The sequence below is a fragment of the Geovibrio ferrireducens genome (assembly GCF_026226615.1).
In the GTDB taxonomy this organism is placed as follows: Bacteria; Chrysiogenota; Deferribacteres; order Deferribacterales; family Geovibrionaceae; genus Geovibrio; species Geovibrio ferrireducens.
The window spans coordinates 106,322-124,271 of sequence record NZ_JAJAPB010000003.1 but is presented as its reverse complement, the minus strand read 5'-3'; the positions used below and the strand labels follow the sequence as shown (position 1 = coordinate 124,271).

At 48.7% G+C, this 17,950-nt stretch carries 17 protein-coding genes; all 17 read left to right on the top strand.

Features of this window, described 5'->3' with window-relative positions; all coding sequences use genetic code 11:
* Nucleotides 1–115 precede the first annotated feature (115 nt).
* Entirely contained in the window at nt 116–790 is a 675-nt protein-coding gene (locus tag OSQ85_RS04320; protein ID WP_265821559.1) for an LOG family protein, read from the top strand.
* 36 nt (nt 791–826) lie between these two features.
* Nucleotides 827–1,483 (top strand): histidinol phosphate phosphatase domain-containing protein, encoded by a 657-nt coding sequence (locus OSQ85_RS04315; protein ID WP_407649312.1) that lies wholly within the window; start codon nt 827–829, stop codon nt 1,481–1,483.
* Nucleotide 1,484: 1 nt separating this feature from the next.
* Nucleotides 1,485–2,057 (top strand): hypothetical protein, encoded by a 573-nt coding sequence (locus tag OSQ85_RS04310; RefSeq protein ID WP_265821555.1) that lies wholly within the window; start codon nt 1,485–1,487, stop codon nt 2,055–2,057.
* Nucleotides 2,058–3,797: an indolepyruvate ferredoxin oxidoreductase subunit alpha gene (gene iorA / locus OSQ85_RS04305; RefSeq protein WP_265821553.1), complete on the top strand. Its 1,740-nt coding sequence runs from the start codon at nt 2,058–2,060 to the stop codon at nt 3,795–3,797.
* 2 nt (nt 3,798–3,799) lie between these two features.
* Nucleotides 3,800–4,372 (top strand): indolepyruvate oxidoreductase subunit beta, encoded by a 573-nt coding sequence (locus OSQ85_RS04300; protein ID WP_265821551.1) that lies wholly within the window; start codon nt 3,800–3,802, stop codon nt 4,370–4,372.
* Between the two features lie 418 nt (nt 4,373–4,790).
* Nucleotides 4,791–5,951, top strand: a complete 1,161-nt coding sequence (locus OSQ85_RS04295) for a PHP domain-containing protein (protein ID WP_265821549.1) — start codon at nt 4,791–4,793, stop codon at nt 5,949–5,951.
* A gap of 115 nt (nt 5,952–6,066) precedes the next feature.
* The gene (locus OSQ85_RS04290) at nt 6,067–6,552 is read left to right on the top strand and encodes a ribosome maturation factor RimP (RefSeq protein ID WP_265821547.1); all 486 of its coding nucleotides are present in this window, start codon (nt 6,067–6,069) and stop codon (nt 6,550–6,552) included.
* A gap of 8 nt (nt 6,553–6,560) precedes the next feature.
* Nucleotides 6,561–7,919, top strand: a complete 1,359-nt coding sequence (nusA, locus tag OSQ85_RS04285; protein WP_265821545.1) for a transcription termination factor NusA — start codon at nt 6,561–6,563, stop codon at nt 7,917–7,919.
* Complete coding sequence (locus OSQ85_RS04280; RefSeq protein WP_265821543.1) at nt 7,870–8,514, top strand: YlxR family protein; 645 nt, start codon at nt 7,870–7,872, stop codon at nt 8,512–8,514. Before nusA ends, OSQ85_RS04280 begins: the two co-directional genes overlap by 50 nt.
* 39 nt (nt 8,515–8,553) lie before the next feature.
* Nucleotides 8,554–11,922: a translation initiation factor IF-2 gene (infB, locus tag OSQ85_RS04275; protein WP_265821541.1), complete on the top strand. Its 3,369-nt coding sequence runs from the start codon at nt 8,554–8,556 to the stop codon at nt 11,920–11,922.
* Between the two features lie 229 nt (nt 11,923–12,151).
* The gene (locus OSQ85_RS04270; protein WP_265821539.1) at nt 12,152–12,445 is read left to right on the top strand and encodes a DUF503 domain-containing protein; all 294 of its coding nucleotides are present in this window, start codon (nt 12,152–12,154) and stop codon (nt 12,443–12,445) included.
* A gap of 32 nt (nt 12,446–12,477) precedes the next feature.
* Nucleotides 12,478–12,834 (top strand): 30S ribosome-binding factor RbfA, encoded by a 357-nt coding sequence (gene rbfA, locus OSQ85_RS04265; protein ID WP_265821538.1) that lies wholly within the window; start codon nt 12,478–12,480, stop codon nt 12,832–12,834.
* On the top strand, nt 12,818–13,720 hold the full coding sequence (gene truB / locus OSQ85_RS04260; protein WP_265821536.1) for a tRNA pseudouridine(55) synthase TruB: 903 nt from the start codon (nt 12,818–12,820) through the stop codon (nt 13,718–13,720). Before rbfA ends, truB begins: the two co-directional genes overlap by 17 nt.
* Before the next feature lie 131 nt (nt 13,721–13,851).
* Nucleotides 13,852–14,121, top strand: coding sequence for a 30S ribosomal protein S15 (rpsO, locus tag OSQ85_RS04255; protein ID WP_265821535.1), 270 nt, complete (start codon nt 13,852–13,854; stop codon nt 14,119–14,121).
* A gap of 3 nt (nt 14,122–14,124) precedes the next feature.
* Complete coding sequence (pnp, locus tag OSQ85_RS04250; protein ID WP_265821534.1) at nt 14,125–16,224, top strand: polyribonucleotide nucleotidyltransferase; 2,100 nt, start codon at nt 14,125–14,127, stop codon at nt 16,222–16,224.
* An 83-nt stretch (nt 16,225–16,307) separates the two neighbouring features.
* The gene (locus OSQ85_RS04245) at nt 16,308–17,534 is read left to right on the top strand and encodes a M16 family metallopeptidase (RefSeq protein ID WP_265821533.1); all 1,227 of its coding nucleotides are present in this window, start codon (nt 16,308–16,310) and stop codon (nt 17,532–17,534) included.
* Nucleotides 17,507–17,947 carry a dUTP diphosphatase gene (dut, locus tag OSQ85_RS04240; RefSeq protein WP_265821532.1) on the top strand — a complete coding sequence of 147 codons (441 nt, stop codon included), beginning with the start codon at nt 17,507–17,509 and terminating at the stop codon, nt 17,945–17,947. The genes OSQ85_RS04245 and dut overlap by 28 nt, the downstream gene beginning before the upstream one ends.
* Nucleotides 17,948–17,950 lie beyond the last annotated feature (3 nt).

Below are 17,950 nucleotides of genomic sequence, written 5' to 3'. Positions count from 1 at the left end.
ATTTATCAGGTTATGAACAGGAAATGTTTTTCTTTGAAGCTTTTGCAAAAATGAATTATTATATTTTTTATCAGTCAAAAACAGTACGGTTTACAAAACAGAGAGGGTGATTGAATTGAATAACGGTGAACTTAATCTCAACGGACTTCAGTACCTCATAGACGATATGAAGGTTGGCGATACCTGGCGTGTGTTTAAAATCCTCGCCGAGTTTGTGGAAGGATTCGAAACCCTCTCCAAGGTGGGCTCATGTGCCACAGTCTTCGGTTCCGCCCGTGTCAGGGAAGGGGACTACGACTATGAACTGGCCCGCAAGGTGGGAAGGCTTCTTGCGGATGAAGGCATAGCTGTTATGACAGGCGGCGGTCCCGGAATAATGGAAGCGGCAAACAGAGGAGCCTTTGAAAAAGGCGGACGCTCCGTTGGCTGCAACATCGAACTTCCCTATGAGCAGAAGCCTAACCCTTACACTAACATAAGCATATCCTTCAACTATTTCTTTGTCCGTAAAGTTATGCTGGTGAAGTATTCACGTGCATTTATAATAATGCCCGGCGGTTTCGGTACACTGGATGAGCTTTTTGAAGCAATTACACTTATCCAGACGAGGAAAATAAAGCCTTTCCCCATCATAATGATGGGCAGCGACTACTGGAAAGGCATGCTGGACTGGGTTAAGGAGAGCATGCTCTCAAAAGGTTTTATCCATCCTTCCGACCTTGATCTTATACAGATGCAGGACGACCCTTACGAGGCCGTAGAAGCGGTTAAGCGTTTCCTTGCAAAGTAAAGTTTTGTGATATAAAACAGGGGGCATACTATGCGGATGTATGATCTGCACACCCACACGGTTTTCAGCGACGGAGTTCTTGTCCCTGCCGAATCTGCGCGCAGGGCAGAGAAGGCCGGTTACGGCGGTATGGCATTCACTGACCATGCGGATGACTCCAACCTGCTTTTCGTGCTTGAAAACCTGCTTCGGTTCAAGGAGCGCTTCAACAGGGAATCACCTGAGTTTAAGGTGCTTGCAGGGGTTGAGCTTACCCATGTTCTGCCTTCATCCGTGGCAAGGCTTGTTGACGAGGCCAGACGCTTCGGCGCGGATATTGTTGTGGTTCACGGTGAAACACTCACTGAACCGGTTTCAGATGGAACCAACAAGGCGGCTATTGAAGCCGGGGCGGACATTCTGGCGCATCCGGGTCTTATCTCCGCGGAGCTTTGCAGGCTTGCGGCGGAAAAGGGCGTTCACCTTGAAATAACCACGAGGAAGGGGCACTCCCTCTCCAACGGATATGTGGCGAAAACAGCTCTGGAGAACGGTGCATCACTTGTGATTAATAACGATTTTCACGCTCCCGGAGATGCGGTGAGTGCGGAACAGGCGGAAAGAATACTTCTGGGCACCGGACTCAGCAAAGAGCAGGCGGCAGAAGTTTTTGAAAATAATAAAAAACTTTTTTTAAGAAAACTGGGAGGCTAAGGTGGTCAGGAAGAGAAAACAGCCCGTTCAGGAAGTGCCGATCGATAAAGTCGAAGACTTTATGTTTCAGAATTACAAAAAAATAGTGATTGTTGTGGGCGCGTGCCTGCTTGTTTTTGTGGCAGCTTATACAGTGCGCCAGATTTTGGCGGTGAACTCCGAGAGAGCGGATACCGAAATAGCAGCAGCCGAAACAAAAATGATAACCGGAAACGCCAGCGCGGAGAGCCTCGCAAGCTTCAAAGCCCTCGGTGATAAAAAGTCATCATCAAAAAACTATATATATCTTAAGGCCGGAATAATAGAAGCCGGCAACAACCTGCCCGATGCGCAGAAAACCCTTGTTGCGGTAACCGGTGAACTGGGCGAGCTTGCCAAGGGGCTTGCTTTCGACCTCGGTTCCAAGGATGTGGACCCCAAGGCCTACATCACATCAGGCAGCATGAAGCCTCTCTGGTATTACAGAGCCGTCCTTGCCGCTCAGGGCGATGAAAAGGCTAAGCTTCTTGAGGAGTTCGGCTCCAAATACCCCGAAAACGAGCTTTATGAAATGGTTAAAAGGTGGGAAAGCTAAATGAAGGAAGTTTTAAGCGGAAACGAGGCGTTTGCCAGAGGAGCGTATGAATACGGGGTGAAGGTTGTCAGCTCCTACCCCGGAACGCCCAGTACCGAGATTACCGAGCATGTGGCTCAGTATGATGAAATATACAGCGAATGGGCAACTAATGAGAAGGTTGCCCTTGAAACGGTTATAGGTGCATCCCTCGCGGGAAGACGCGCCATGACCTGTATGAAGCATGTGGGGCTTAATGTTGCGGCCGATCCGCTGATGACTGTCTCCTACACCGGCGTAAACGGCGGTCTGATTATCGTGGTTGCGGATGATCCTAATATGTTCAGCTCCCAGAACGAGCAGGACAGCAGGCATTATGCACGTCTGGCGAAGGTTCCCATGCTTGAGCCCGCAGACAGTCAGGAAGCCAAGGACTTCATCGGCATCGCCCTTGAAGTGTCCGAGAAATACTGTACTCCCGTTCTTGTGCGTTCATGTACAAGGATTTCCCACAGTAAATCGGTTGTTGCCCTCAAAGCCAGAAACACCCCTCCGATATTTGAACCGGAAAATGATATAAAAAAATGGGTTATGGTTCCCGCCAATGCCAGAGTGCGCCACAAGATTGTTGAAAACAGACTTGATAAGCTCTCTGACTGTGCGGACACCGGCAGGCTCACTATTAACCCTGTGGAGTTCCGCAGTGAGGAGATAGGCATAATCTGCGCCGGAGTGACATATCACTATGTCAAGGAAGCCATGCCCGAAGCATCCATCCTTAAACTTGAGATGGTTTATCCGATATGCTTTGAGAAGATAAAGCGCTTCGCTGAAAAGGTTAAGAAGCTTTATGTTGTTGAAGAGCTTGACAGATTCATCGAGAACGAGCTTAAAGCGGCGGGAATAGAGGTTGAGCCTCTGAACAGAAGCGTCTGCGGTGAGCTTTCCGTGGATGAGGTGAGAAAGCTTTTCGGAAAAAGCGTCAGGGAACCTGCTTTTGATCCCAGACAGCTTCCGGCGCGCCCGCCCAATATGTGTCCGGGCTGTTCGCACAGGGGCATGTTTTATGCCATAGCTAAGCTTAAGCTTTTCGCCGCGGGTGATATAGGCTGCTACACCCTTGGTCTTCTGCCGCCTCTTAGCGCCATTAACTCCACAGTGTGCATGGGGGCGAGCATCCCTATGGCGCACGGAATGGACAAAGCCACTGACGGTGCACTGGCGAGAAAATCCGTTGCGGTTATTGGTGATTCAACCTTCTTTCACACGGGTATAAACGGTCTTTTAAACTCTGTTTACAACGCCGGAACATCCACGGTTATCATTCTGGACAACAGCATCACCGGAATGACAGGTCACCAGCCTAACCCCGGAACAGGCTGCACCATCAAAGGCGCACCGACCCAGAAGATAAACTTCCCCAAGCTTCTTGAGGCTATGGGAGTGAAGAATATAAGAACAGTGAACCCTTTTGACCCTGATGAATGCATAAAGGTTCTGAAAGAGGAAACCGCAAAAGAGGAACTCAGTGTTATCGTGACTGATAAACCCTGCATTTTCGCAGACAGAAGCGTGATCAAGCCTCCTTTCTATGTGGATGTGAACAACTGCTCCGGCTGCACAATCTGCACAAGGCTCGGCTGTCCCGCTATCCTCTGGAACAAGGAAGAGAAAAGGGCGTTCATAGATGAAACCCTCTGCACAGGCTGCGAACTCTGCGTTAAGGTATGCAGGTTTAACGCTATTCATCAAAGGGGATAATTATGAAAGATATTAATATATTAATGATAGGTGTGGGGGGACAGGGAACTGTTCTCTCAAGCGATATAGTCTGCGATGTTGCCCTTGCGGGTGACGCGGATGTTAAAAAAAGCGAAATCCACGGCATGGCGCAGAGGGGCGGCAGCGTGGTTTCCCATGTGCGCATCGGGGCTAAGGTGCTTTCGCCCGTTATCCCGGTGGGTGAGGCAGATATTGTTATCTCTTTCGAGAATATGGAGTTTCTGCGTTATCCCGAATATGCGGGGAAAAACACATCGCTGGTGGTAAACAAATACCGCATTTATCCCCCTTCTGTTGCGGGCGGTCAGGAAACTTACCCTGCCGAGCAGACCGAGGAGACTAAAAAAGCTTTTAAAGAGGTTTTTGAGATAGATGCCATGAAAACCGCGACTGCCATTGGCAACTCAAAAGTTGCGGGAATGGTTATGCTGGGCAAGCTTGCAGCACTGCTTCCCTTTGATGCGGATCTCTGGCGCACCGTGATCTCCAAAAAGGTTCCGCCCAAAACAGTTGACATGAACCTTGCAGCGTTTAACGCAGGTTATCAGTTTTAAGATTCTTCCCTGCAGTCCCATGGAAGGGGCTGCGCCGTGCGAAGCGAAGGCGGGTTTATCCCGCCGCGAGCGGTTTCAGCCGTATCACAGGAAGTAGATACGGCGATATTAACTCAGACATGAACCTTGCAGCGTTTAACGCGGGTTATCAGTTTTAATATGTCATTGCGAACCTTGGAAAGGTGAAGCAATCTCTCAGTATATTTTAAGAGACTGCTTCGTCGCCTCGGCTCCTCGCAGTGACGATCTTGGCTTGTTAAGAGGGATGTTATTGTCGGTAAAGGCAAACTCCCTCCTTTTGAAAGGAGGGCTGGGGAGGATTTTCTGATCTTTAACGAAGAATCCTCAAGCCGCCTGCTTGTTCAGTTTTTGATATTCTTCACCCTTCGGGTTCAGAATGACGTTTAAGGAGACTTGCTTGCGAAGCGGTAAAGGATGTCTAGATCTGCGAACTATCCATCAGTCTGAGTCCCACAACCCCAAGGAAGGGGTTGCGCCGTGCGAAGCGAAGCCGCTTTCCAAGCGGCGCGAGCGTGTGAGCAGCCGGACAGGATGTCCCGGTCTGCGAACTATCCATCAGTCTGAGTCCCACAACCCCATGGAAGGGGTTGCGCCGTGCGAAGCGAAGGAGGGTTTATCCCGCCGCGAGCGTGTGAGCAGCCGGACAGGATGTCCCGATCTGCGAACTATCCATCAATTCGACCTGCATATACACACCAGTCACAGTTCGGACGGTGTATTGTCTCCTTTGGATGTATACGCCGTTCTGCGTTCACGTGATTACTCTCTTTTTTCCATAACAGATCACAATACTGTTTCCTCCGTGCGCGAAATGCTTTCTTTCAGGGACGGTGACGGAAGCACTCTGTTTATCCCCGCTGTGGAGCTTTCAACTTATCACGATGATACGGAAATACACCTTATTCCTTACGGCATAGATCCTGATGACGGTGACTTGGCAGCGCTTCTGGATGAATTTGCCGCAAACAGGCTGAATCAGGCGAGGCTGCGCACAGATAAGCTCAGGAGCATAGGTATGAAAGTGGATTTTGACAGGGTTATTGAAGCCGCCGCAGGGAAAACCCCTTCGGGCGTGACATTTCTGCGGGTGCTGGCGGAGTATGAGGAAAATCTTCCTGAGCTTGAACCTTATCTCAGCGGTGCTAAATCAGGCTCGCCATATACCAATTTCTATTTCGACTACTTTTTTAAAGGCGGCAGAGCCTATGTTGATGTGAGTTTGCTTGATTACCGAAAATGTGTTGCCGTGCTTTCAGATAAATCTGTACTGTCTGTGGCGCATCCGGGGCTTTACCCGCAAGGCAAAATCATGGAGCTTTTCATAGACGGAGTGGAAGGGATTGAGATATATTCCACATATCATAATGCGCAGCAAAGAGCGGAGTATCTCCGGTTTGCGAAAGAAAAAAACCTTATTGCAACAGCAGGAAGCGACTTTCACGGTGAAAGGATCAAGCCCGGAATACATCTGGGCGGACACGGCTGTGAGGATGCTTCGGTTCCTGCGCGGCTTCTCGAAAAACTGTCGGAAAAAAACTGCACTGTTTACAGCATATAAACTCACTTCTCATCTGTAACCCGCACAGAGTCAAAATATCTTGCATTGAAATTTAAATTGTGGTAGTTAAATTAGCGGTGGGAGTTATCCCACCAATTTTTTTGTAGCTGTTTATATGGGTAATTTTATAGAGAAAGATATTTCGTCCAAAGTCAGAAACGCGCTTGTGCCTATCGTTAAAGAGATAGGCGTGGATATTTTTGATGTAACTTTCAGGCGGGAAAAAACAGGCAGAACCCTTCGTATTGTCATCGACAGGGAGGACTGTCTGCCCGGACTTGACGAGTGTGCTGAAATAAGCAGACGCATTTCAAAATGGCTGGACGAAGCGGATTTTATCCCCTATGACGGCTACAGCCTCGAGGTCTCCACTCCCGGACTTGAAAGGCCGCTCCGCAGCGAGAAGGACTTCCTCAAGTTCTCCGGAAAAATCTGCAAAGTCACAGCCAAAGAAAAGGATGATACGGGGCGTAAAAGCTACACCGGAACCATTACCGGTGTGGAGAACGGCGTTGTTAAGCTGTTCGTTGAAAAAGAAAATAAAGAATTCTGCATAAAGCTGGACAATATCGCGAAAGCGGTTTTACAGCTCGATTTTTAGGAGGAGCAATGATAAGGGAACTTGCTAAGGTTGCCGATAAACTGGGTCGTGAAAAAGGGGTTTCAAGGGAAATTCTCGCTGAAGCTCTGAAAGAGGCGATAGTTGCGGCTGTTGGCAGAAAAATAGGAAAATACCTTGAACCGGATGTGGTTGTGGATCTTGACAGAGGACATATAGAGATACTTGTTCCGAAAGAAGTCAGCGAGGACGTAACCAACAAATGGTTTGAAATAGATATGGACGAAGCCGCAAAATATAAAGAAAACCCCCAGCTTGGCGATGTGCTTATGGTTTCCGTGACTCTGGATGACCTCGGCAGGCAGGCTGCGCTTGTTGCGAAGCAGAAGCTTTTTGAAAAGCTCCGTGATGCTGAACGTCAGGTTGTTTTTGATCAGTTCAACAATAAAAAAGGCGACATAGTAAACGGAACCCTCCTCAAAGCCGACAGAGACCTGCTTACGGTGAGCATAGGCAAAACCGAGGCTATTCTTCCCCGCAGGGAGATGATGGCAGGCGACTATTTCAACAGAGGCGACTATGTGCGCGCTCTTCTGCTTGATATTAAAACGCACAAAGGCTGGCCGCAGCTTGTGCTTTCCAGAACTCACCCTGAGTTTATGAGAAAACTTTTTGAAACAGAAATCCCCGAAGTTTTTGAAGGGATAATAGATGTCAAATCCGTTGCAAGAGAACCCGGCGACAGGGCGAAAGTAGCTGTTTACAGCCAGAACAGCAATATAGACCCCGTTGGTGCGTGCATTGGTCTTAAAGGTTCGAGAATCAACTCCATCAGCCATGAGCTCAGAGGCGAGAAGATAGACGTTGTGGAATGGTCTCCGGATCCTGTGCGCTTTGTGTGCAACGCAATTTCCCCTGCGGAAGTGGTTCTTACAAACGTATTTGAGGATGAAGGAACTATAGAGGTTGTGGTTCCCGATGACCAGCTTTCACTCGCAATCGGTAAAAAAGGGCAGAACGTAAGGCTTGCCGCCAGACTTACCGACTGGAGGATTGATGTCCTGAAAGAGAGCGAATACGCAGAGATAAGAAAAGAGCGTCTCGTTGCTCAGGAACAGGAAATGAAGGACTTCTACGAGCTTTACAACCTTGAAAACCTTGAAGGGCTTGAGGATTCAGTTATCTCTGAGCTCCTTGAAGCCGGTATAGACGATATAGAAAAACTCTCCAACGCCACGCCGGACGAACTGACGGAGAGTCTTGAGTTAACAGAAGAAGAAGGGGTAGCGCTTATCAACAAGGCCATAGATTACCTCTCATCAAAACTTGAAGAGGCAGGCGTTTTTGAAGAAGGCGAGCTTGAAGAACTTGACGAAGAAGAAAGCAAAGACGGAGAAGAAGACCGTTAAAAAGCCTGAAATCCCCGAACGCTCATGCATCTCCTGCGGAAAGACAGCAGGCAGGAATGAGCTGCTCCGTTTTGTGACGGATGGTGAAGGGAAGGCGATATACGACCGCAAAGGGAAACTTCCCGGACGCGGGGTTTACCTCTGCTTTGACGGAGAATGTCTTAAGCTGGCGGCGAAGAAAAATCTTTTCGCCAAAGGTTTTAAGGAAAACATAAACAGGAAGGAATACACACAGCTTCTGAACGAAATATATTCCGTTACATCGGGCTATTTCTTTGCCCTGCTGAGATCAGGCAGGGGAGCAGGGCTTGTGGCAGCCGGCAGTTCTAAATGCGAGAAACTGCTTGAGTCATCACTGGTGAGGCTGCTGCTCATTCCTGAAGATGCTTCGGAGGACACTGTTAAAAAAGTACTTGCCCTCGCAGAGGCAAAAGGCGTAACCGTGATGAAGTGTCCGGCCAAGCTCACAATGGCGGAGGAACTGGACGTTCCCTTGAGAGCCGCTTTTGTGGTTACGGACGAAAAACTTGCGGAAGCTGTATCTGTGCCGCTGAAAAACGCGGGTGTAATAAAGAGTTGGCTTGACGGGGTGTAATTGATGTCAGATTTTAAAAATAACGACGAGGGGAAAAAATTGAATAGAAATGACGAGCATGATAATACGGGACTGGATTTGACCGAAGGCGATTCCGACGAATCCGCAAAAGAGGATAAACATTCCAGACTGAACAGGCGTCAGGAACTGCTTCAAAAAGCCCTTGAAAGACACAAAAAACATCCCCGTGCAAGAGAAGTAAAAATAAAAGGCAATGAGGATGAACCTCAGCAGCCTAAAAGATTATCCCGTGAAGAACTGCTTAACCGCAAGCGCGCCCTTGAGAAAAATATCCGCAAAGTGGATGAACAGAGGGAACAGTACGTTAAAGAAACGGAAGTGAAAACACCCGTCCGCGCTGAAAACGTTCAGGAGACCTTTGTCTCCAAACCTGCGGAAGCATCTGTAGCGGCGAAGGAACAGACTGTTTCGGCTGCAAAAGCGGAAGCCCCGGTTAATTTTGAAAAAACTTCCGCTCCGACCGAAAAATCTCAGGACAACATATCTGCCGGCCCGGCTCAGGCTGCTAAACCTGCTACTGAAGGCCGTCAACAAGGTGAGAGAGAAAAAATGCTTCAGCAGGAAAAGGAATTGCCGTCGCGGGATGAAGAGAGAGAAAAACCCGCAGCAAAACCCGATTCAAATGACAGACCTCAGTACGGCGACAGAAGACCCCAGGGTGACAGACCTCAGGGTGAGCGTCAGTATAACAATGACAGGGGCGACAGGCCTCAGTACGGCGATAGAAGGCCTCAGGGCGACAGACCGCAGTACGGCGACCGCCGTCCTCAGGGTGACAGACCTCAGGGTGAGCGCCAGTACAACAATGACAGAGGCGACAGACCGCAGTACGGCGACAGAAGACCTCAGGGTGACAGACCTCAGTACGGCGACCGCCGTCCTCAGGGTGACAGACCGCAGGGCGAGCGCCAGTACAACAACGACAGGGGCGACAGACCTCAGTACGGTGACAGAAGGCCTCAGGGCGACAGACCTCAGTATAACAATGACAGAGGCGACAGACCGCAGTACGGCGACAGAAGACCCCAAGGTGACAGACCTCAGGGTGACAGACCCCAGTATGGCGACCGCCGTCCTCAGGGTGACAGACCGCAGTATGGCGACAGAAGACCTCAGGGCGACAGACCCCAGTACGGTGACCGCCGTCCGCAGGGCGACAGACCTCAGTACGGGGACAGAAGACCCATGGATAAAGACAGGGGCGACAGGCCGCAGTACGGTGACCGCCGTCCGCAGAGACCCTCTCAGAACACCGGGACAACCCCGAAAGATGAAATTAAGCTTGAGATAAAGAAAAAGATAAAAGATAAACCGGAGCCTCAGAAGACTGAGGTTAAGAAAAAGCCGGTTAAAAAGTCCGACAAACCGAAAAGCTTCCACAAAACAGTTGCGGAAGGGTTTGACGAGCTTACCATTGAGCATGAAATAATAGATACGAGTGTGGTTCAGGCTGCTCCCGTTGCGGTTAAGGAAGAGGAAGAAGAGGCCGAGACTGTAAAAAGAAAGCCTCAGGTTTCAAGACCCAGACCCGATAAACGCAGAAGACGTCAGGAACCGGAAGCCAAGGTTATCGTGCGTCCTTCAAGCGTGGAAATAGGCGAAAACATCATAGTTTCTGACCTTGCCAAACTTATGGCGGTGAAGGCGACAGAGCTTGTTAAAAAGCTTCTCAGCCTCGGCGTTATGGCTTCCGTGAATCAGGCGGTGGATGCCGATACAGCATCTCTTCTTGCTGCTGAATACGGCATAGATGTCAAAACCAAAGTGGTTACGGAGGAGGATCTTCTCCCCACTGTGGAAGACAAGCCTGAAGATCTGATTCCCCGTCCCCCCATCGTTACTGTTATGGGACACGTTGACCACGGTAAAACATCGCTTCTTGACGCAATCAGGAGAACATCCGTTGCGGAAAAAGAGGCGGGCGGGATTACGCAGCACATCGGTGCGTATGAAGTTGAGCTTGACCACGGCAAAATAGTTTTCCTCGATACACCCGGTCACGAGGCGTTCACCACTCTCCGTGCAAGAGGCGCGCAGGTTACGGATATAGTAATCCTTGTTGTTGCTGCGGATGACGGCGTTATGCCCCAGACCAAGGAAGCAATTGACCACTCCAAAGCGGCAGGCGTTAAGATTGTCGTTGCGGTAAACAAGATAGATAAAGAAAACGCTAACCCTGATATGGTAAAGCGTCAGCTTGCTGATCTCGGTATAATCTCCGAAGAATGGGGCGGCGATCACCAGTTTCAGGAAATATCAGCTAAAAAGAACCTGAACATAGATACCCTGCTTGAAAGAGTGCTGCTTGAGGCTGAAATGCTGGATCTCAGAGGCAATCCCAACAGACCGGCAGAAGGTATTATCATCGAGTCCAAGCTTGATAAGCAGAAAGGTCCGGTTGCGACTGTACTTATCAGAAACGGAAGCCTGAAAAAGAGCGACAACTTTGTATGCGGTACTGAGTACGGCAAAGTAAGGGCTATGTTCAACTATAAAGGAATGTCTGTTAAGGAAGCGGGTGTGTCTATACCTGTTGAGATAATGGGCTTTTCCGATGTTCCCCAGTCCGGCGACAGGTTCATTGTTACGCCTGATGAAAAGGTGGCAAAACAGCTTGCAGAACTCAGGGCTGATAACAAACGTGAAAAAGCGCTCATGGAGAAAACAAAAGTTTCTCTTACCGACCTTTTCGCAAAAATTAAGGAAGGCGAGCTGAAAGAGCTTAACATAGTTCTTAAGGCTGATGTTCAGGGTTCACTGGCGGCTCTTGAAAACTCGCTTAATAAGCTTACGAACACTGAAATCAAAGTTAATATCATCCACTCAGGAGTGGGCGGTATCAACGAAAACGATATTATCCTCACTGCCGCTTCAAACGGTATCATATTCGGCTTCAACGTAAGACCGGATGCGAAAGCCAGAGAAAAGGCGGAAAAGGAAGGCGTGGACATCAACCTTTACTCCGTAATCTACCAGATTGTGGATGACGTTAAACAGGCGCTTGAAGGTATGATCGATCCGAACCTCAGAGAGCAGATTATCGGTCAGGCGGAAGTCAGACAGGTATTCTCTGTTCCGAAAATAGGAAAAATCGCCGGTTCATACGTTACCGACGGTAAACTCCTCAGAACAGCCGGTGTCCGTGTTGTCAGAAACTCCATTGTTCTGTATCAGGGCAAAATATCTTCTCTCAAACGTTTTCAGGACGATGCGAAGGAAGTTGTTGCCGGATATGAATGCGGTATCGGCATAGAGAAATTCAACGATCTTAAGGAAGGCGACGTAATCGAAGCCTTCATAACTGTAGAAGAAAAGAGAACGCTGGACGATGTTAAGAAAAGTGATCTCGAAAAACAGAAGGCTCAGGAAGCTGCCAGCGCTGAATAACACTTACAGGATGTAAGTGCGCCGTGCGGAGCGAAGCCGCTTCTTAAGCGGGATTGCTTCACCCTTTCAGTGTTCGCAATGACAGTAAATTATGTCACTGCGAGGATCGAAGCGACGCGGCAGTCTCAGCTTTGTGTGCTTTTGTCAAGAAACGCACACTTGCAGGACGCGGGTTAGTTCTCTCTATTTCCCCCTTTGTAAAGGGGGATTAAGGGGGATTTAAATTGGTTTGCATAAGCTTATGGTCATAGCTTCTGTGGTTTTTGAGCTTGGGGTTGAACAGGCCTTTTCATTGAAAGATAAAAGGCGGGTGATCTTCGGGCTCAAGGCAAGGCTGAAAAATAAATTCAATATTGCGGTAAGCGAAACCGGTTCCCATGATATATGGAACAGGGCTGAAATAGCCGTTGTTACGGTTTCTGCCGAAAGACAGCATGCGGAAAGCATGCTCTCTGCAGTTATGGATTTTGTAGAATCATACGGAGAGGTTGAGGTTATTTCCATTAACGAGGAAATATTCTGAATGCCTTTTTCCGGTTTATAAAGGTTAGGAAATTGCACAGAATAGAAAGAGTATCGGAACTCCTGAAAGAGGAGATTTCAAGGATAATACAGTTTGACGTGAAAGACCCCAAGGTTAAGGATGTTGTAATCACCTCCATAGAGGTGACCAGAGATCTCTCACAGGCGAAGGTGTACTTCACCAGCTACAATAAGGAAAATCTCAAATACATCCACCGCGGGCTCATGAGCTCCGCCGGGTTCATAAGGCATCAGCTTCAGAAGGCTGTGCATCTTAAAAAAGCGCCTTCCAAAATCATATTCTTCATCGATGATTCCGCAAATTACGGAAGCCGTATTGATGAAGTTCTCCGTGAAATAATCAAAGAAGACGATGAACGGGATAGTTAATCTTTACAAAGAAAAAGGGATGACCTCCTTCAAAGCCGTGGACAGGGTGCGGAGGATTCTCGGCGTAAAGAAATGCGGACACCTTGGCACTCTCGATCCTCTGGCTGAGGGTGTGCTGCCTGTTTGCGTGGGGAATGCCACTAAGTTTGTGGACTACCTTATGGATGTGGATAAGGAATATATCGCCGAATTTACACTCGGTATGAGAACCGATTCCTTTGACACCGAAGGCACAGTGCTTGAGGAAAACAGCAGCATTCAGCCCGATATAACCGAAGTCGAAGCGGTTTTCAAATCATATACGGGAGAGCAGGAACTCATAGTTCCCGCTTACTCATCTAAGAAAATTAACGGCGAAAGAGCATACAAACTTGCCCGAAAAGGGGAGATCGAGGATGCCGGAAAGCGCATGATGCGCATATACTCCGTTGAGCTTGTTGAATACGCATATCCAAAAGGTGTGATAAAAGTTCAGTGCGGCAAGGGAACATATATCCGCAGCATAATACATGAGGCAGGGCTGAAAATCGGTTCATTCGCTGTGATGAGCGGGCTTATACGCTCTGCTAACGGCATGTTCCGTGTGGCATATTCCGTTACTCTCGGAGCACTGGAGGAGATGGCCGCAAAGGGCACTCTCACTGCCGCGGTTCACCCTGTTTCCTCTATGCTGAACTGGAAACACGCCATAGTCAAGGATGAGGCTGTGAAGCTTGTTTCCAACGGAGTATCAGTAAAAGAATGGAACTACGCCTGTCTGCCCTTTGAAGGGAGCAGTGACGGCGAAATGTTTTTTATATCGGAAAAGAACGGGCGTGTGCTTGCTATTGCTGAGAAAACGCGCAGCGGAGGCTGCCCGCTTAAGATAATAAAAGTGCTTGTGTAGGATAAAACGCGAAAAATAGGGTAAAATACAGCATCGGCATGTAAAAATATGCTGTAACCATCAATATTGCCTTGTTTTTTGGCAGCGGATTTGTTATAAATTCAGGCTTAGCTTGTGGAGGTATTTTAATAATGGTCATGACTAAAGAACAGAAAACAACATTGATCGACAAGTTCAAAACACACGAAAAAGACACAGGATCACCCGAAGTGCAGGTAGCTCTTCTCACTGAAAGAATCACTTACCTTACCGATCACTTCAAATCAAACCCCAAAGATCACCACTCCAGAAGAGGTCTTCTCCTTCTCGTTGGGCAGAGACGCCAGCTTCTTGACTATGTGAAAAAGAAAGATTTCAAAAGATACCGCACGATCATCGAGACTCTCGGAATCAGGAAATAACGCATGGATAAAAAACTCGATACCGTATCGGTAAGCTTGCGTGAAGATGCCGAACCCATAATATTTGAAACGGGCTGGAAAGCAAAGCAGGCCAACGGAAGTATCTGGATTCGTCAGGGCGGAACGGTTATACTTGTCACCGCTACCGGAAGAAAAGACGCCTCAGACGGCGTAGACTTCTTCCCCCTTACTGTAAACTACGTTGAAAAATTCTACGCAGTGGGCAAAGTGCCCGGCGGCTTCCTTAAGAGAGAGAACAAACCCTCCGATAAGGAAACCCTTATAGCAAGGCTTATAGACAGACCCCTTCGTCCTATGTTCCCCGATGGCTTCAGGAACGAAACTCAGGTTATTGCCACTGTTGTTTCATACGACGGCAAACATTCGCCTGATGTTCTTTCCATCAACGCGGCCAGTGCTGCGCTGCTCATTTCTGATATTCCCTTCAGCATACCTGTTGCGGGTGTAAGGGTAGGCAAACACAACGGACAGCTTATAATCAACCCCTCATACGAGATATTCAGCGAACTCACGATGAATATAGTTGTTGCAGGTTCGGATGATGCCATTAACATGGTGGAAGCCGGAATGGAAATGGTTACCGAGGAAGAGGTTGTCGAGGCGCTCCAGTTTGCCCATGATCAGATAAAAATTCTTTGCAGCATTCAGAAGGAATTTGCTGAAAAATGCGGAAAACAGAAATTCGAATATAAGGATTTCTCTGTACCCGCTGCGGTTCTGGAAGAGGCTGAGAAAGAGCTTAAAGAAAAAATCAACGCAGCCCTTGTTATCCCCGGCAAGCTTGAGAAATACGCCGCCCTTGACAAAGTCAGGGACGAGTACTTCGAAACTGTTGAGGAAAGACTCGGCGAAGAATACGCTGATAAAAAAGGCTTTTATAAAGAAGTATGGCACCATGTCGAGAAAAAAGTCTTCCGTGACTTCTCTCTGGACAGCGGAAAAAGGATCGACGGACGTACGGCGGAAGATGTACGCCCCATCGACATCGAAACTCACCTTCTCCCCATGCCCCACGGTTCCGCTCTCTTCACCAGAGGCGAAACTCAGGCGCTTGCTGTAGCCACTCTGGGTACAAAAACTGATACTCAGATGCTGGACAACATTGAAGGCGAATCGAAAAAACGCTTCATGCTTCACTACAACTTCCCCCCCTTCTGCGTGGGTGAGGTCGGTTTCCTCAGAGGTCCCGGAAGAAGAGAGATAGGCCACGGCGCTCTTGCAGAAAGAGCTCTTCTGTCCATCCTTCCCGCTGAGGCTGATTTCCCTTATTCACTCAGGATTGTTTCCGAAGTTCTTGAGTCCAACGGCTCGTCCTCAATGGCGACTGTATGCGGCGGATGCCTCAGCCTTATGGATGCGGGTGTTCCCGTTAAGGATGTGGTTGCAGGCGTTGCTATGGGTCTCATAAAGGAAGGGGACAGGTACATCATCCTCAGTGACATCATGGGAACCGAAGACCACCTCGGCGATATGGACTTTAAAGTAGCCGGAACAGAAAACGGCATAACCGCTCTTCAGATGGATATTAAGATTGAAGGTCTTTCAAGGAAGCTTCTTGAGGAAGCCCTTGCACAAGCTAAGAGATCAAGGCTGCATATCCTCGGTAAAATGAAAGAGGCTCTCCCCACTTACAGAGAAGAGCTCGCCGAGACAGCGCCCAGATACCAGACCCTCAGAATTAACCCTGAGAAGATCGGTCTGCTCATCGGACCCGGCGGAAAGAACATAAAAGCGATAGTTGAAGACACCGGCGCCCAGATCGACATTGACGATTCAGGACAGGTAAACGTATTTGCCGTGAGCAAAGAAGCCATAGAAGCAGCCATAGCCAGAATCAACGGTACGGTTCAGGAAGTGGAGCTTGATAAGGTTTATCAGGGCAAAGTTAAGAAGATAATGGACTACGGCGCTTTCGTGGAGATAATCCCCGGCGTTGAAGCCCTGCTTCACGTTTCCCAGTACAGCAATGAGCGTATCAACAGCATTGCGGATGTTCTTAAACTAGGCGAAATTGTTGAAGTGAAATACCTCGGCAAAGACCAGAACGGCAGACACAAAATCTCCAGAAAGGTGCTGCTGTAAGCTCTGTTCTTTACGAACTTTTTCAAATAATTACTAAAAATAATAAAAGGCACACTTTATGTGTGCCTTTTTTGTAGATTTCTATGAAACCCATACTTACTTATCACGGTGAAATACCTATTTTGACAGACAGTTCGGGATTTGCCAACGGGCTTGTCTCCCTGTCTGTGACCTTTAAAAACGGCAGCATGTCTGAAACACCCGCAGCCAACGGCGTTTCTCATTTTATTGAGCACCTCGTTTTCCGCGGCAGCCGCAAATACACGCTGGAAGAGATCAGCAAGGAATCTGAGCGTCTCGGCGGCTACATGAATGCCTATACCACCAAGGAGCAGACAACTTTCTATATCAACGGCTTCTCCGGCAACTTCGACAAGTTCATGGATATACTGCTGGATATAGCGTTTTTTCCTAACCTCTCCGAAGCGGATTTCAAACACGAACAGAAGGTTATCCTCACGGAAATAGCCTCGCTCAAGGACAGCCCGGAAGAATATCTGGATGAGGAAGCCGAGGGATATTTTTTTGAAGGCCACCCCATGGCTATGCCTATTTCAGGTACGGAAAAATCGGTAAAAGGCTTCGGGATCTCCGAACTCAGAAAATTTTACAAAGAGAAATACACCGCAGGAAACTGCATTATCTCCATCGCCGGAAGCGCAACGGCGGAGGATGTCATAAACGCTCTGGACAAGAGCGGCGCGAATATCAGCTCAAAGGCTTCTGCTCCTTTAACGGCAGCATGCAGAGGCAGAAAGTTTGACAAAACCCTCAGTCTCGGTGTGGAGCAGGTGTACGCAGAGTATATGATGCCGGGGTGCACTGCTGCGGATGATGAGCGGTTCGAGCTTTCCGCTCTCAACATGATTCTGGGCGGGCTGATGAGCTCACGCCTCTTTCAGGAGGTCAGGGAAAAACGCGGGCTTTGCTACAACATCGAAACGGATATGAGCCTGTATTCCCTGTGCGGGGCGCTCTCTGTCTTTTTCAGCTGCGATCGTGCCAACCTGAACGCAGTTGAGGAGATAACAAGGAAAGAGATAAGAAAAATGGCAAAGCACGGCATAACCGAAAGCGAATTTGAACTTGCGGTAAACCAGATGCTATACGGCTTCTGCTCAGGGCTTGAGACCTCTTCCGGCAGAATGTTTTCCAATCTCAGACAGTTTTTTTACCACGGAAAAACAGTTGACAGCGACAGTATAACACAGAGAATTAAGAGCATGACACTTAGCGGCGTTAACGCCATTGCGGAAAAATATTACTCAGCGGAGGAGTCCAGATGCCTGATATTACCGTCAGAATCATAAGCGAGCACGGAGAGGAATTTGTTCCCGCATACCAGACGGAAGGCGCAGCGGGCATGGATATAAGGGCAGGGGAATCAGGCGAGATTGAGGCGGGAGCCTTTAAGCTGGTCAAAACCGGACTCAGGATGGCAATCCCCGCCGGGTACGAGGCGCAGATCCGTCCCAGAAGCGGCCTTGCTCTGAAACAGGGTGTAACTGTGCTCAACTCACCCGGCACAATAGACAGCGACTACAGGGGCGAGGTGGGTATCATACTCATAAACCACTCAAGAAATACATTCAGATACGAAAAGGGCGACCGCATAGCCCAGGCTGTTTTCGCTAAAGTGACAAGAGTCAGCATTCAGTCGGCAGACACCCTTGATGACACTGAACGCTCCTCCGGAGGCTTCGGGCATTCGGGAGTGAGGTAAACC